This window comes from Acidovorax sp. GW821-FHT10A04, from assembly GCF_059415825.1.
The window spans coordinates 649,362-662,085 of sequence record NZ_JBWKNZ010000002.1 but is presented as its reverse complement, the minus strand read 5'-3'; the positions used below and the strand labels follow the sequence as shown (position 1 = coordinate 662,085).

Here is a 12,724-nt window from a genome sequence, read left to right as displayed (position 1 = left end):
CTGCTCATCGGCCGGGCTTCTTGCCCGGCAGCAGGGTCGCGGTGATGGCCCGGCCGATCTGCTCGAAGGCCTTGCCAGCCTCGCCGTGCTCGTCCAGGTCTTCGGCGCAGGTGGCCACCACGATGGCGGCACGGCCGCCGTCCTGCGGGTTGACCACGCCCATGTGGCAGGCGCGGTGCAGCTGGGTTCCCGTCTTGTGGATGAAGCGCTCGCTGCGCGGCAGGCCGGCTTCGAGCCGGTAGGCATCGTAGGTGGCGTACTTGAGGTCGGTGAACAGGCGCTGCTGGTGCGCGGGCGAGAGCAGCTTGCCGGTGACCAGCTTTTCCAGCATGCCGCCATAGGAGGTGAGCGGTGCGGAATTGAGGCCGCGCGCGTAGTAGCGCCGGTAGGCATCGTCCATGGTCTTCACGCGGAAGTCCGCCTTGTCCACCTCGATGGTGCGGGCCAGCGCATCCACGCGCTGCGGCCCCATGGGCGCGGCCGCCAGGCGCACCAGGTCCATGTTGCTCATGGTGAGCGCATCGGGGTGCAGCTCGGCATACACGTCGTAGCGCACCTGCGCGAAATTGGTGATGCGCTCGAAGCCCTTGCTGCCCAACAGTTCGCGGGCATGGCGGTTGAGCGCCTCGTCGCCGATGCTGCGCATCAGCATGTTGGCGGCCGTGTTGTCGCTCTCCATCAGCATGCGCTTGAGCAGTGCATCCACCCGGTAGCGGGTGCCGGCCTTGTTCCAGACCACGTTGCCCGAGCCGTCGATCTTGTCCGTGTCCTGCAAGGTGACCTGCTCGGCCAGGCTGTGCCGGCCCTGCTCGATCTCCTGCAGCACCGCGATGGCCACCGGCAGCTTGGCCGAGGAGCCCAGGTACCAGGGCCGGTCGGCCTGGTAGGACAGCACTTCGCCGTTGTCCAGCCGCTTCACATAAACGCCGAGCCGGCCGGGCGTGGCGGCGTCGATGCGTTCGATCTGCTGGCGCAGCGCGTCGCTCCAGGCGGCGCCCTGCGCAGCCAGGCTAGCGCTCGCCAGGATCAGCGCGGTGCACCACGCGCGCCACGGGGGGACACTCTGGGTCATGGGTTCGTCCGTCGGTCAGCAGTCCAGACTGGCACAGGGCCGCCCCCACGTCGCGCAGGGCACGGTCTGAACGCGCGCTGGACAGCTCTCCACGCGTGCAGGCGACCACGATAACGCGCCGGTCCCGGCCCAGACGTGGGACAGTGACCAATCCGGAGTCGCAGGTGCGCGCCCTTTGCGTGCCCGTTTTGTGCGCAAAGCGCGCCGCCTTGGGCAGGCCGGCCTGCACGCGGTAGACCCCCGTCTGCACCCGCTCCATCACCGCCAGCAGGTAGCGCGTGTGTTCGGCGTTGACGATCTTGCCGTGGACCAGCAGCTCCAGCAGGTCGGCATAGGCATCGAGCCGGCCCGAGTTCAGGCCGCCCGCGTAGTAGGCCTCGAAGGCCTCGCCCACGCTGGGCAGCAGGAAGGACGAGGCCGGCACGTGCAGCAGGCGCGCGAGCACCTGCATGCGCTCTGCATCGCTGCGCTGGCGCTTGATCACCAGGAAGTCGTGGCCCGACAGGTGCGAGGCCTGCGGCGTGAGCTGGCCGTAGGCGTGCCGGCGCACGTCGGCCAGGCTGGTGATGCGCTCGAAGCCGCGCGGCACGAGCTGCTCGACCAGGGCATTCACGGCGCGGATGCCGACCAGCCCGATGAGCATGTCGCTGGCTGTGTTGTCGCTGTAGATGAGCATCTGCTCGAGCAGGTAGCGCACGCTCAGCGCCGTGCCCACGGCCTTGGAATTGGTCTGGCCCGCGCCGTCCACGTAGTCCGAGGCGCGCACGCGCAGTTTCGTGTCCAGCGTGAATTCGCCGCGCTCCACCGCCTGCAGCACCGCCAGCGCGACCGGCACCTTGACGGTGGAGGCCAGGTACCAGCGCTCCATGCCACGGTGCGATACGGCGATGCCGGTCTCCAGGTCGCGCACGTAGACGCCGATGCCGGCCGTGTTCTGCGCCGCCACCTGGACCAGTTCGGCCTGCAGCAACTCGGGCCAGGCGGGGCGCGGCGACGGGCCGCCCTGGGCCTGCGCAGGGCCCGCGGCCAGCGCCGCAGCGGACAGGGTCAACGAAAGGATGAAAGCCTGCAGACGGGCGATGGCGGGCACCTCCGCAAAACTGCAACGGTACACCGCACCCCCCGTGGGGCCGGTAACACTGTGTGATCCCGAAGGTTACCGCGCCCGCACTCTCATGGCTCCTGCAGCAATGGCGAGCGCAGGATGATCTGCGCGGTGGCAAACAGGTGGGTGTCGATGGCCGCAAAGGCCCGCGCCTTGTCGCGCGCCAAGGCCGCTTCCATGATGTGGCGGTGCTCGCTGCGCACGTCGCGGTGGTCGGTGCTCAGCGGCACCGAGAGGCGGCGGTAGCGTTCGCTCTGGCGGTAGAGCATGTCGCGCATGCGCAGCAGCCACTGGTTGGGGCAGGCACTGACCAGGGCCTCGTGGAATTCGCCATGGGCGTCATTCCAGGCGGTGGTGGAGCGCGCCTCGGCCTCGGAGGGCATGGACTGCAGGCGTTCCATGCGGTGGGCCGCCGCAACGATGCGCGTCTCCCACTCCACATCGCCATGGTCCATGGCCTGGCCCAGGCACAGCGATTCCATTTCCACCCGGGCACGGGTCAGGTCCAGCAGCTCGTCCTTGCTCACCGGGCTCACGCGGTAGCCGCGGTGCGACTCGCCCACCACCATGCCCTCGGCCCCCAGGCGCGACAACGCCTCGCGCACGGCGCCCAGGCTCAGCTCCAGCCGCTCTTCGACGGCCTTGATGTTCAGCTTGGCGCCCGGCGGCAGGCGCCCGTCGAGGATTTCGGCACGGATCAGGTCGCACGCCGTCTCGGCCTGGGTGCGCTTGGGAAGGGTGGTCAGCATGGCACTCCATTTTATGCGGGAATCTACCAACACACGAATAATAGATTATTCGATCAAATATATATCCAAGCGGTCGGGGCAGTGGTCCCGCGGCTGCCACCAGGAGAACTGATGAAATTGCTTCGCTTCCAATCGACCGGCCGCAACGGCTGGGCCGTGTGCAACGCCGCCACCGGCGCATGGCACGGCACCACCCAAGGTGCGGCCGGCTACCCCGGCGACGTGGACGACCTGCTGCGCCAGGGCCGCGCGGCGCTGGACGCCGCTGCCGCTGCCATGGCCCGCCAGGACGCCGTGGACCTGGCCGCCGTGCAGTTGCTGGCACCCGTGGCCCGGCCAGCCAAGATCATCTGCGTGGGCCTGAATTACCGCGACCACACGGCCGAGAGCGGCTTCGTGCAGCCCGCCTACCCGACCCTGTTCGCGCGCTTCAACTCCAGCGTGATCGCGCACGGCGCACCGCTGCTGCACTCGCCACTGTCGGATTCGCTCGATTTCGAGGGCGAGCTGGTCGCGGTGATCGGCACCGGCGGCAGCCGCATCACGCGGGACAAAGCGCTCTCCCACGTGCTGGGCTACTCGGTCTTCAACGACGCCAGCGTGCGCGAATACCAGTTCAAGACGCCGCAATGGACCATGGGCAAGAACTTCGACGGCACCGGCGCCTTCGGCCCCTGCCTGGTGACCGCCGACGAGCTGCCGCCGGGTGCGCGCGGCCTGCGGCTGGAAACCCGGTTGAACGGCCAGACCGTGCAGTCGGCCAACACCGACGACATGGTGTTCGACATCGAGTCGCTGATCGTCACCATCAGCGAAGCCATCACGCTCGAAGCGGGCGACCTGATCGTGGCGGGCACCCCGGCCGGCATCGGCCATGCGCGCGAGCCGCGCCTGTACATGAAGCCCGGCGACACCTGCGAGGTGGAGATCGAGCGCATCGGCCTGCTGCGCAACCCCGTGCATGCCGCAACCGCCACGGCGCCCCGCCCCTTCGAGCCCGCCACCGCATAACGCCCAACCCCCAGGAGACTGCCATGCCATTGAACCGACTGCTGCGCACCGCCCTCATCGGCACCCTCACCGCCCTGGCCGCCGTCTGCGTGCAGGCCCAGGACACCAAGCCCCGCACGGCCCGCTTCGGCCATGGGCTTGCCGACAGCCACCCTGCCGGCCTGGCGGCCAAGCAGTTCGCCGCCGACATGGACAAGGCCACCGGGGGCAAGATGAAGATCACCGTGATCGCCAACCAGGCCCTGGGGCCCGACCCGCAGATGCTGGGCGCCCTGCAGGGCGGCGTGCAGGAGTTCTACACCGGCAGCGCGCTGGCGCTGCTCGGCCAGGTCAAGGAACTGGGCTTCCAGGACGTGCCCTTCCTGTTCAACACCGAGGCCGAGGCCCACGCGGTGTTCGACGGCCCCGTGGGCCAGCAGCTCAACACCAAGCTCGCCGCCGTGGGCATCCACGTGCTGGGCTGGTGGGAGAACGGCTTTCGCCACATCACCAACTCGCGCCGGCCGGTGAACAAGATCGATGACCTCAAGGGCCTGAAGCTGCGCACCCAGCCCAACCCGCTCACGCTCGACGCCTTCAAGGCCATCGGCGCGAACGCCTCGCCGCTGCCCTGGTCAGAGCTCTTCGTGGCGCTGGAGACCAAGGCCTTCGACGGCCAGGAAAACCCCATCGTTCTGATGTACACGCAGCGCTTCTATGAAGTGCAGAAGTACATGACGCTCTCGGGCCACGTCTACTCGCCGCTGATCTTCGCCGTGTCCAAGAAGTACTGGGACAGCCTCTCGGCCGACGAGAAGCAGATGATGAGCACCGCCGCCAGGAGCGCCACCACCTACCAGCGCAAGACCACGGCCGCCGAGGCCGGCGCAGCCCTGCAGGGCATGAAGGACAAGGGCATGCAGGTGACGCAGTTCTCCGAGGCCGACCTGCAGGCCATCCGCGACCGGGTGCCGCCGGCCATCGCACCGCACCTGGAGAAGATCGGCCCGGAGTTCATGGCCCTGGTGCGCAGCGAGATCGCCAAGGCGCGCGCCGCGGCCAAGCCGCAGTGAGCGACATGGCTGCCCACCCTGCCCTGCCGCCCGCCTTCCTCGATGCCCTGGGCCAGCTGCTCGGCCCGCGCCTGTCCACCAGCTTGGCGGTGCGCGAGCACCACGGGCGCGACGAGTCGATCTTTGCCGCCATGCCGCCCGATGCCGTGGCCCATGCGCGCACGCGCGACGAGGTGCTGGCCATCGTGCGCCTGTGCCGCGACCACCGCGTGCCGCTGGTGCCCTATGGTGCGGGTTCGTCGCTCGAAGGGCATACCCTGGCCACGCGCGGCGGCCTCACGCTGAACCTGCAGCAGATGGACCAGGTGCTCGCCATCCATCCCGAGGACCAGACCGCCACGGTGCAGCCGGGCGTGACGCGCAAGGCGCTCAACGCCGAGCTGCGCGACACCGGCCTGTTCTTTCCCATCGATCCGGGGGCCGACGCCACCATCGGCGGCATGTGCGCCACGCGCGCCAGCGGCACCAATGCCGTACGCTACGGCACCATGCGCGAGAACGTGCTCAACCTCACCGTGGTGACAGCCGACGGCGAGGTGGTCAAGACCGGCCAGCGCGCGCGCAAGTCGGCCGCGGGCTACGACCTCACGCGCCTGTTCGTGGGCTCCGAGGGCACGCTGGGCGTGGTGGTGGAGGCCACGGTGCGCCTGTACCCGCTGCCCGAGAGCGTGATGGCAGCCGTCTGCGCCTTCCCCGACATCGATGCCGCCGTGCAGGTGGTGGTGCAGACCATCCAGCTCGGTGTGCCGATCGCGCGCTGCGAGTTCGTCGACGCCACGGCCATCCGCGCGCTCAACGGCCATAGCCGCACCGGCCTGCCCGAGCAGCCCCACCTGTTCTTCGAGTTCCACGGCAGCGCAGCCGGCGTGCAGGAACAGGTGGACACCGTGCAGGCCCTGGCCATGGACGGCGGCGGCGCCCAGTTCCAGTGGGCCAGCAGCCCCGAGGAACGCACGCGCCTGTGGGAAGCCCGGCACAACGTCTACTTCGCGGCGCTGCAGCTGCGCCCAGGCTGCCGCTCGGTGGTCACCGATGTCTGCGTGCCGATCTCGCGCCTGGCCGAATGCGTGGGCCAGACCGCGCAGGACCTGCAGCGGTCGGGCATGCTCGCGCCCATCGTCGGCCATGTGGGCGACGGCAACTTCCACGTGCAGATGCTGGTGGATGCGAACGACCACGCCGAGGTGGAGCAGGCCGAAGCGCTCAACGCACGCCTGGTGCGGCGCGCCCTCGCCATGGACGGCACCTGCACCGGCGAGCATGGCGTGGGCCTGCACAAGCAGGGCTTCCTGCTTGACGAACTCGGCGCCGCCCCGGTGGCGCTGATGCGCCAGATCAAGCACGCCATGGACCCGCACAACCTCATGAACCCCGGCAAGGTCTTCGCGTTCTGACGCGGCCTGTCCACCCTTTCCCCCCACTTTCCATGAAGCAACTCATCCACTGGTATTTCAAGGCACTGGAGGGGGTCGTCGTGCTGTGCCTGGCCGCCATGTGCGTCATGGTCTTCGGCAACGTGGTGCTGCGCCACCTGTTCGACTCGGGCATCAACATCTCCGAGGAGCTCTCGCGCTTCATGTTCATCTGGCTGATCTTCCTGGGCGCGATCCTCGCCATGCGCGAGGGCGGCCACCTGGGCATGGACATGGTGGTGCACCGCCTCTCGGGCAAGGCGCTGTTCGCGGCCGTGCTGCTGGCACAGTGCATCACGCTGGCCTGCTGCGCGGTGCTGCTGTGGGGCCTGCTGCGCCAGCACGCGCTCAACATGGCCAACACCGGCCTGGTGACCGGCATTTCGCTGGGCGTGGTGTATTCGGTGGCCTACCTGTGTGCGGTATCCATCGGGGTGATGACGGTGGTCAACATCGCGCGGCTGCTGAGTGGGCGGGTGAGCCCCGCGTCGCTGGTCGCCGTGAGCGAAGAAGGGGCCTGACACCATGGTCGTCGCCGTCTTCGTGCTCTCGCTGCTGGCCGCCATGGCCCTGGGCGTGCCCATCGCCTTCTCGCTGATCGCCTGCGGCATGGCGATGATGTTCTACATGGACCTGTTTGATGCGCAGATCATCGCGCAGAACATGCTGTCCGGGGCGGACAGCTTCCCGCTGATGGCGATTCCCTTCTTCGTGCTCGCAGGCGAGCTCATGAATGCTGGCGGCATTTCGCGGCGCATCGTCGACGTGGCCGGTGCCTGGGTCGGGCACTTCAAGGGCGGGCTGGGCTATGTGGCCATCTTCGCCTGCGTGGTCATGGCCTCGCTTTCGGGCTCGGCCATCGCCGACACGGCCGCCGTCGCTGCGCTGCTGATCCCGATGATGCGCAAGGCCGGCTATGACATCCCGCGCGCGTCGGGGCTGATCGCCTCGGGCGGCATCATCGCGCCGGTGCTGCCGCCGTCCATCGGCTTCGTGATGCTCGGGGTGGTGGGCAACATCTCCATCACGCAGCTGTTCATCGCCGGCATCGTGCCGGGCCTGATGATGGCGCTGGCGCTGGTGTTCACCTGGATCTACCAGTCCCACCGCGACGACATGCCGCGCGGCGAGCGCATGCCCCTGCGCCAGCGGATCTCGGCCACCGTGGCGGGCTTCTGGGCGCTGCTGCTGCCGCTGCTCATCGTCGGCGGGCTCAAGGCGGGCTACTTCACCCCTACCGAGGCCGCCGTGGTGGCCGTGTTCTACGCGCTGTTCATCGGCTTCGTGGTGTACCGCGAGCTGCGCTGGCCGCAGCTCTACGGGCTGCTGCTGGCCAGTGCCAAGACCTCGGCCGTGGTGATGTTCCTGGTGGCGGCGGCGCAGGTCTCGGCCTGGCTCATCGCCGCCGCCAACATCCCGATGGTGGTGGCCGACATGCTGCAGCCCCTGGTGGGCAGCCCGGTGCTGCTGATGCTGGTGATCATGGCGCTGATCTTCGCCGTGGGCACGGCGCTCGACTTCGCGCCCACCATCCTGATCCTGGTGCCGGTGCTGATGCCGGTGGTGCGCATGGCAGGCATCGACCCGGTGTACTTCGGCGTGCTGTTCATCATGAACAACGCCATCGGCCTGATCACCCCGCCGGTGGGCACGGTGCTCAACGTCGTCTGTGGGGTCGCGCGCGAGCGCATGGAGCCGGTGATCCGCGCCGTCATGCCCTACCTGCTGGCGCAGACAGCGGTGCTGCTGCTGCTCACCCTGTTCCCGCAGCTGGTGATGGTGCCGCTGCGCTTCTTCACCCGTTAGGGGGCGGTGCCGCCGGGGCGGCGTGCCAACGGAACAAAAGGCCCCCGGTCAGCGCACAAGGGGGCCTTGCGGCGCCACAATGGCACCCATGCTGACCCTCCAAGACATCCACGCCGCCGCCGCCCGCGTCCAGGGCCATGTGCTCGACACGCCCTGCGTCGAGTCCAAGACGCTCTCGCAGATCGTGGGCGCGCAGGTGTTCCTCAAGTTCGAGAACCTGCAGTTCACCGCTTCCTTCAAGGAGCGCGGGGCTTGCAACAAGCTGGTGCAACTGAGCGCCGAGGAGCAGGCGCGCGGCGTGATCGCCATGAGCGCCGGCAACCATGCCCAGGGCGTGGCCTACCATGCGCAGCGCCTGGGCCTGCATGCGGTGATCGTGATGCCGCGCTTCACCCCCGGGGTGAAGGTGCAGCGCACGCGCGGCTTCGGCGCCGAGGTGGTGCTGCATGGCGACACACTCGAAGAGGCACGCGCGCACGCCTACCAGTTGGCCGGCGAGCGCCGCCTTACCTTCGTGCACCCCTACGACGACGAAGCCGTGGCCGCGGGCCAGGGCACACTGGGGCTGGAGATGCTACAGGCGGTACCCGACCTCGACACGCTGGTCATCGCGGTAGGCGGCGGCGGCCTGATCTCGGGCGTGGCCACGGCGGCCAAGGCGATCCGCCCGGGCATCGAGATCGTGGGCGTGCAGACCACGCGCTTCCCGGCCATGGTCAACGCCATCCAGGGCACACAGCACCCGCAGGGCACCTCGACCATCGCCGAAGGCATTGCCGTGGGCACGCCGGGCAAGATCACGCAGGAGATCGTCAAGCGGCTGGTGGACGACCTGGTGCTGGTGGACGAGGGCGACATCGAGCAGGCCGTGCTCATGCTGCTGGAGATCGAGAAGACGCTGGTCGAAGGTGCGGGCGCCGCCGGTCTGGCCGCTCTGCTGCGCTACCCCGAGCGCTTCCAGGGCAAGAAAGTCGGGCTGGTGCTGTGCGGGGGCAACATCGACCCGCTGCTGCTGGCCGCCATCATCGAGCGCGGCATGGTGCGCTCGGGCCGGCTGGCACGCGTCAAGGTCAGCGCGCGCGACGTGCCCGGGGTGCTGGCGCGCATCACCGCCATGGTGGCCGACACGGGCGCCAACATCGAGGAGGTGCACCACCAGCGCGCCTTCACCATGCTCGCCGCGCAGAACGTGGAGATCGAGCTGGTGCTGCAGACGCGCGGCAAGGCCCATATCGAAGAGGTGCTGGAACACCTGCACGACGGGGGCATGGAGGCCGTCTTGATCTGACGGGCTTGGGCCTGCCCCGCACACCGGCTAGAATTGGCCAAGTTTTAAGCACCTGGAGCCCCGCCATGTCCGACCACAACACCCCGCACGCCCCTGAAGAACATCCGGCCGACGCCGTGGAAAACGTGGTCCCGCTGATGCCCATCGTGCTGCCCGTGGTGGGCGGCATCATGATGTTTTTGCTGGCGTTCATCGCCGTGAACATGGCCTGATCGCCACGGAGCGCCCCACACGCCCCATGGCAAGCCCCGCGCAGCGGGGCTTTTTTTTGCCCTTTTTTTCATCCACAGCCTGGAGTTCGCCATGAGACCCGGAAGCGCATTGGTTCTTTTCTCCGGTGGACAGGATTCCACCACCTGCCTGGCATGGGCGCTCACGCATTTCGCCCATGTCGAGACCGTCGGCTTCGACTACGGCCAGCGCCACCACATCGAGCTCACCGCCCGCCAGACCGTGCTGGCGGCCATGCGCGAGCGCTTTCCCGAGTGGGCTGGCCGCCTGGGCGAGGACCACATGCTCGACCTGGCGGTGCTGGGCCGGATCAGCGACACGGCGCTGACCAGCGAGACCGAGATAGAGATGACGGCCGCCGGCCTGCCCAACACCTTCGTGCCCGGACGCAACCTGCTGTTCTTCAACCTGGCCGCCGCCGTGGGCTACCGGCGCGGGCTGCACACCCTGGTGGGCGGCATGTGCGAGACGGATTTCTCGGGCTACCCCGATTGCCGCGACGACACCCTGAAGGCGCTGCAGGTGGCTGTGTCGCTGGGCATGGGCCAGCGCTTCACCTTCGAGACGCCGCTGATGTGGCTGGACAAGGCCGACACCTGGCAACTGGCCAAGGACCTGGGCGGCCAGGCGCTGGTGGACGTTGTCCTGGAGGAGTCGCACACCTGTTACCACGGCGTGCGCGGCGAGCGCCACGCCTGGGGCTACGGCTGCGGCACCTGCCCCGCCTGCGCCCTGCGCAAGGCGGGCTACGAGCGCTGGACAGGGAACGGCCGCGGCTGAAACAGCCTCAGCCCCGCATAACCCCATGCTTTTTTTGCATGGTTTTAGGACCTTTCTGACAGACAAGTTGGCGGCAGATTCATAAAATCGACATCCCAGCCGACCCGCGGAATCCGTGGAATCCGTCCTCCACCCCGTGGGGATGAACCGCGCCCCGCCCGCCGACTGAGCAAGAAAGCCGTTTTTTCAAAGGCAGCGCTCAGCATCCGCACCTGCGCCAGGCCTTTCGCCCCGTGCCCCGGGACGCTTCCTTTGAAAAGACTGTTTTTCAACTTAGGAAGCTCCCGATGAACGCACCCACCATGCAGGGCCTGAATCTCAACGCCCCCTCGCACGTCAAGAACGCCCGGCTACTCGCCTGGGTGGCCGACATGGCCGCCCTGTGCAAGCCCGACAGCATCTACTGGTGCGATGGCAGCCAGCAAGAGTACGACCGCCTGTGCCAGCAGCTGGTGGACGCCGGCACCTTCAAGAAGCTCAACCCCGCCAAGCGCCCCGGCAGCTACCTGGCCTGGTCCGACCCATCGGACGTGGCGCGCGTGGAAGACCGCACCTACATCTGCTCGGCCGCCAAGGAAGACGCCGGCCCGACCAACAACTGGATGGCCCCGGCCGAGATGCGCGCCACGCTGCAGCCCCTGTTCGACGGCTGCATGAAGGGACGCACCATGTACGTGGTGCCCTTCAGCATGGGCCCGCTGGGCTCGCCCATCGCCCACATCGGCATCGAGCTGTCCGACAGCCCCTACGTGGCCGTGAACATGAAGATAATGACCCGCATGGGCAAGGCCGTGTACGACGTGCTCGGCGTGGACGGCGAGTTCGTGCCCTGCGTGCACACCGTGGGCGCGCCCCTGGCCGCCGGTGAGCAGGATGTGTCCTGGCCCTGCAACAAGACCAAGTACATCGTGCACTACCCCGAGACGCGCGAGATCTGGAGCTACGGTTCGGGCTACGGCGGCAACGCGCTGTTGGGCAAGAAGTGCTTCGCGCTGCGCATCGCCTCCACCATGGGCCGTGACCAGGGCTGGCTGGCCGAGCACATGCTGATCCTGGGCGTGAGCAACCCCGAAGGCAAGAAGTACCACGTGGCAGCGGCCTTCCCGAGCGCCTGCGGCAAGACCAATTTCTCGATGCTGGTGCCACCGGACGCCTTCAGCGGCTGGAAAGTCACCACCATCGGCGACGACATCGCCTGGATCAAGCCCCAGGCCGACGGCAGCCTGCGCGCCATCAACCCCGAGGCCGGCTACTTCGGCGTGGCCCCCGGCACCAACACGCTGACCAACCCCAACTGCATGGCCAGCCTGGACAAGGACGTGATCTTCACCAACGTGGCCCTGACCGACGACGGCGACGTCTGGTGGGAAGGCATGGAAAAGGATACCGGCGGCCAGCCCGCCCACCTGATTGATTGGCAAGGCAAGGACTGGACCCCCGAGATCGCCAAGCAGACCGGCGCCAAGGCGGCCCACCCGAATGCCCGCTTCACCGTGGCCGCGACCAACAACCCCGCGCTCGACGACGCCTGGGACGACCCCAAGGGCGTGAAGATCGACGCCTTCATCTTCGGCGGCCGCCGCTCCACCACGGTGCCGCTGGTGACCGAGGCACGCAACTGGACCGAAGGCGTCTACATGGCCGCCACCATGGGCTCGGAAACCACCGCTGCGGCCTTCGGCCAGCAGGGCGTGGTGCGCCGCGACCCCTTCGCCATGCTGCCCTTCATGGGCTACAACATGAGCGACTACTTCCAGCACTGGCTGACGCTGGGAGAGAAGCTGGCTGCCTCGGGCGCCACCCTGCCGCGCATCTACACCACCAACTGGTTCCGCAAGGACGAGGCCGGCAAGTTCGTCTGGCCCGGCTATGGCGAGAACATGCGCGTGCTCAAGTGGATGATCGACCGCCTGGAAGGCAAGGCCACCGGCGAGGAAACCATGTTCGGCGTGGCACCGGCCTACACCGAGATCAACTGGTCGGGCCTGGATTTCAGCGCCGCCCAGTTCAACACCGTGACCAGCATCGACAAGGCCGCCTGGGCCGAAGAGCTCAAGCTGCACACCACGCACTTCGAGCAACTGGCCTACCACCTGCCCCAGGCCCTGCTGGACACCAAGGCTGCCATTGAAAAGCGCCTGGCCGCCTGACCACGGGCAGAGCCCGGCCTGGCCGGGCCCGCACCAAGCCGCCCCGATCGCACGGTCTGGGCGGCTTT

General features: G+C 68.1%; 12 protein-coding genes. 9 read left to right on the top strand and 3 right to left on the bottom strand.

Features of this window, described 5'->3' with window-relative positions; translation table 11 throughout:
- Positions 1 to 4: 4 nt before the first annotated feature.
- The 3 genes from AC07PF_RS07475 to AC07PF_RS07465 form a co-directional block, all read right to left on the bottom strand.
- A complete protein-coding gene (locus AC07PF_RS07475; protein WP_494611375.1) occupies positions 5 to 1,072 on the bottom strand; it encodes a serine hydrolase in 1,068 nt (355 codons plus the stop codon).
- A complete protein-coding gene (locus AC07PF_RS07470) occupies positions 1,011 to 2,162 on the bottom strand; it encodes a serine hydrolase (RefSeq protein WP_494611374.1) in 1,152 nt (383 codons plus the stop codon). The genes AC07PF_RS07475 and AC07PF_RS07470 overlap by 62 nt, the downstream gene beginning before the upstream one ends.
- 83 nt (positions 2,163 to 2,245) lie before the next feature.
- Positions 2,246 to 2,926, bottom strand: coding sequence for a GntR family transcriptional regulator (locus tag AC07PF_RS07465; protein WP_494611373.1), 681 nt, complete (start codon positions 2,924 to 2,926; stop codon positions 2,246 to 2,248).
- A gap of 111 nt (positions 2,927 to 3,037) precedes the next feature.
- Here AC07PF_RS07465 and AC07PF_RS07460 point away from each other — a divergent pair, with 111 nt between their 5' ends.
- The 9 genes from AC07PF_RS07460 (at position 3,038) to AC07PF_RS07420 (ending at position 12,656) form a co-directional block, all read left to right on the top strand.
- The gene (locus AC07PF_RS07460; protein WP_494603266.1) at positions 3,038 to 3,937 is read left to right on the top strand and encodes a fumarylacetoacetate hydrolase family protein; all 900 of its coding nucleotides are present in this window, start codon (positions 3,038 to 3,040) and stop codon (positions 3,935 to 3,937) included.
- Positions 3,938 to 3,960: 23 nt separating this feature from the next.
- Positions 3,961 to 4,989 carry a TRAP transporter substrate-binding protein gene (locus AC07PF_RS07455; RefSeq protein WP_494603268.1) on the top strand — a complete coding sequence of 343 codons (1,029 nt, stop codon included), beginning with the start codon at positions 3,961 to 3,963 and terminating at the stop codon, positions 4,987 to 4,989.
- A 5-nt stretch (positions 4,990 to 4,994) separates the two neighbouring features.
- The gene (locus AC07PF_RS07450) at positions 4,995 to 6,383 is read left to right on the top strand and encodes an FAD-binding oxidoreductase (protein ID WP_494611372.1); all 1,389 of its coding nucleotides are present in this window, start codon (positions 4,995 to 4,997) and stop codon (positions 6,381 to 6,383) included.
- A gap of 32 nt (positions 6,384 to 6,415) precedes the next feature.
- Positions 6,416 to 6,922, top strand: coding sequence for a TRAP transporter small permease (locus tag AC07PF_RS07445; RefSeq protein WP_145694278.1), 507 nt, complete (start codon positions 6,416 to 6,418; stop codon positions 6,920 to 6,922).
- A gap of 4 nt (positions 6,923 to 6,926) precedes the next feature.
- Positions 6,927 to 8,207 carry a TRAP transporter large permease subunit gene (locus tag AC07PF_RS07440; protein ID WP_494611371.1) on the top strand — a complete coding sequence of 427 codons (1,281 nt, stop codon included), beginning with the start codon at positions 6,927 to 6,929 and terminating at the stop codon, positions 8,205 to 8,207.
- 88 nt (positions 8,208 to 8,295) lie between these two features.
- Entirely contained in the window at positions 8,296 to 9,495 is a 1,200-nt protein-coding gene (locus tag AC07PF_RS07435) for a threonine ammonia-lyase (protein WP_494603276.1), read from the top strand.
- A gap of 65 nt (positions 9,496 to 9,560) precedes the next feature.
- Positions 9,561 to 9,707, top strand: coding sequence for a hypothetical protein (locus tag AC07PF_RS07430; protein WP_007860492.1), 147 nt, complete (start codon positions 9,561 to 9,563; stop codon positions 9,705 to 9,707).
- Positions 9,708 to 9,798: 91 nt separating this feature from the next.
- Positions 9,799 to 10,506, top strand: a complete 708-nt coding sequence (queC, locus tag AC07PF_RS07425; RefSeq protein WP_494611370.1) for a 7-cyano-7-deazaguanine synthase QueC — start codon at positions 9,799 to 9,801, stop codon at positions 10,504 to 10,506.
- A gap of 287 nt (positions 10,507 to 10,793) precedes the next feature.
- Positions 10,794 to 12,656: a phosphoenolpyruvate carboxykinase (GTP) gene (locus tag AC07PF_RS07420; protein ID WP_494611369.1), complete on the top strand. Its 1,863-nt coding sequence runs from the start codon at positions 10,794 to 10,796 to the stop codon at positions 12,654 to 12,656.
- The last annotated feature ends 68 nt before the right edge of the window (positions 12,657 to 12,724 follow it).

Bases quoted from the DNA above. Each gene is read 5' to 3' on its own strand.
- AC07PF_RS07475 (WP_494611375.1), bottom strand. From the start codon at position 1,072: ATGACCCAGAGTGTCCCCCCGTGGCGCGCGTGGTGCACCGCGCTGATC.
- AC07PF_RS07465 (WP_494611373.1), bottom strand. From the start codon at position 2,926: ATGCTGACCACCCTTCCCAAGCGCACCCAGGCCGAGACGGCGTGCGAC.
- AC07PF_RS07460 (WP_494603266.1), top strand. From the start codon at position 3,038: ATGAAATTGCTTCGCTTCCAATCGACCGGCCGCAACGGCTGGGCCGTG.
- AC07PF_RS07455 (WP_494603268.1), top strand. From the start codon at position 3,961: ATGCCATTGAACCGACTGCTGCGCACCGCCCTCATCGGCACCCTCACC.
- AC07PF_RS07450 (WP_494611372.1), top strand. From the start codon at position 4,995: ATGGCTGCCCACCCTGCCCTGCCGCCCGCCTTCCTCGATGCCCTGGGC.
- AC07PF_RS07445 (WP_145694278.1), top strand. From the start codon at position 6,416: ATGAAGCAACTCATCCACTGGTATTTCAAGGCACTGGAGGGGGTCGTC.
- AC07PF_RS07440 (WP_494611371.1), top strand. From the start codon at position 6,927: ATGGTCGTCGCCGTCTTCGTGCTCTCGCTGCTGGCCGCCATGGCCCTG.
- AC07PF_RS07435 (WP_494603276.1), top strand. From the start codon at position 8,296: ATGCTGACCCTCCAAGACATCCACGCCGCCGCCGCCCGCGTCCAGGGC.
- AC07PF_RS07430 (WP_007860492.1), top strand. From the start codon at position 9,561: ATGTCCGACCACAACACCCCGCACGCCCCTGAAGAACATCCGGCCGAC.
- queC (WP_494611370.1), top strand. From the start codon at position 9,799: ATGAGACCCGGAAGCGCATTGGTTCTTTTCTCCGGTGGACAGGATTCC.
- AC07PF_RS07420 (WP_494611369.1), top strand. From the start codon at position 10,794: ATGAACGCACCCACCATGCAGGGCCTGAATCTCAACGCCCCCTCGCAC.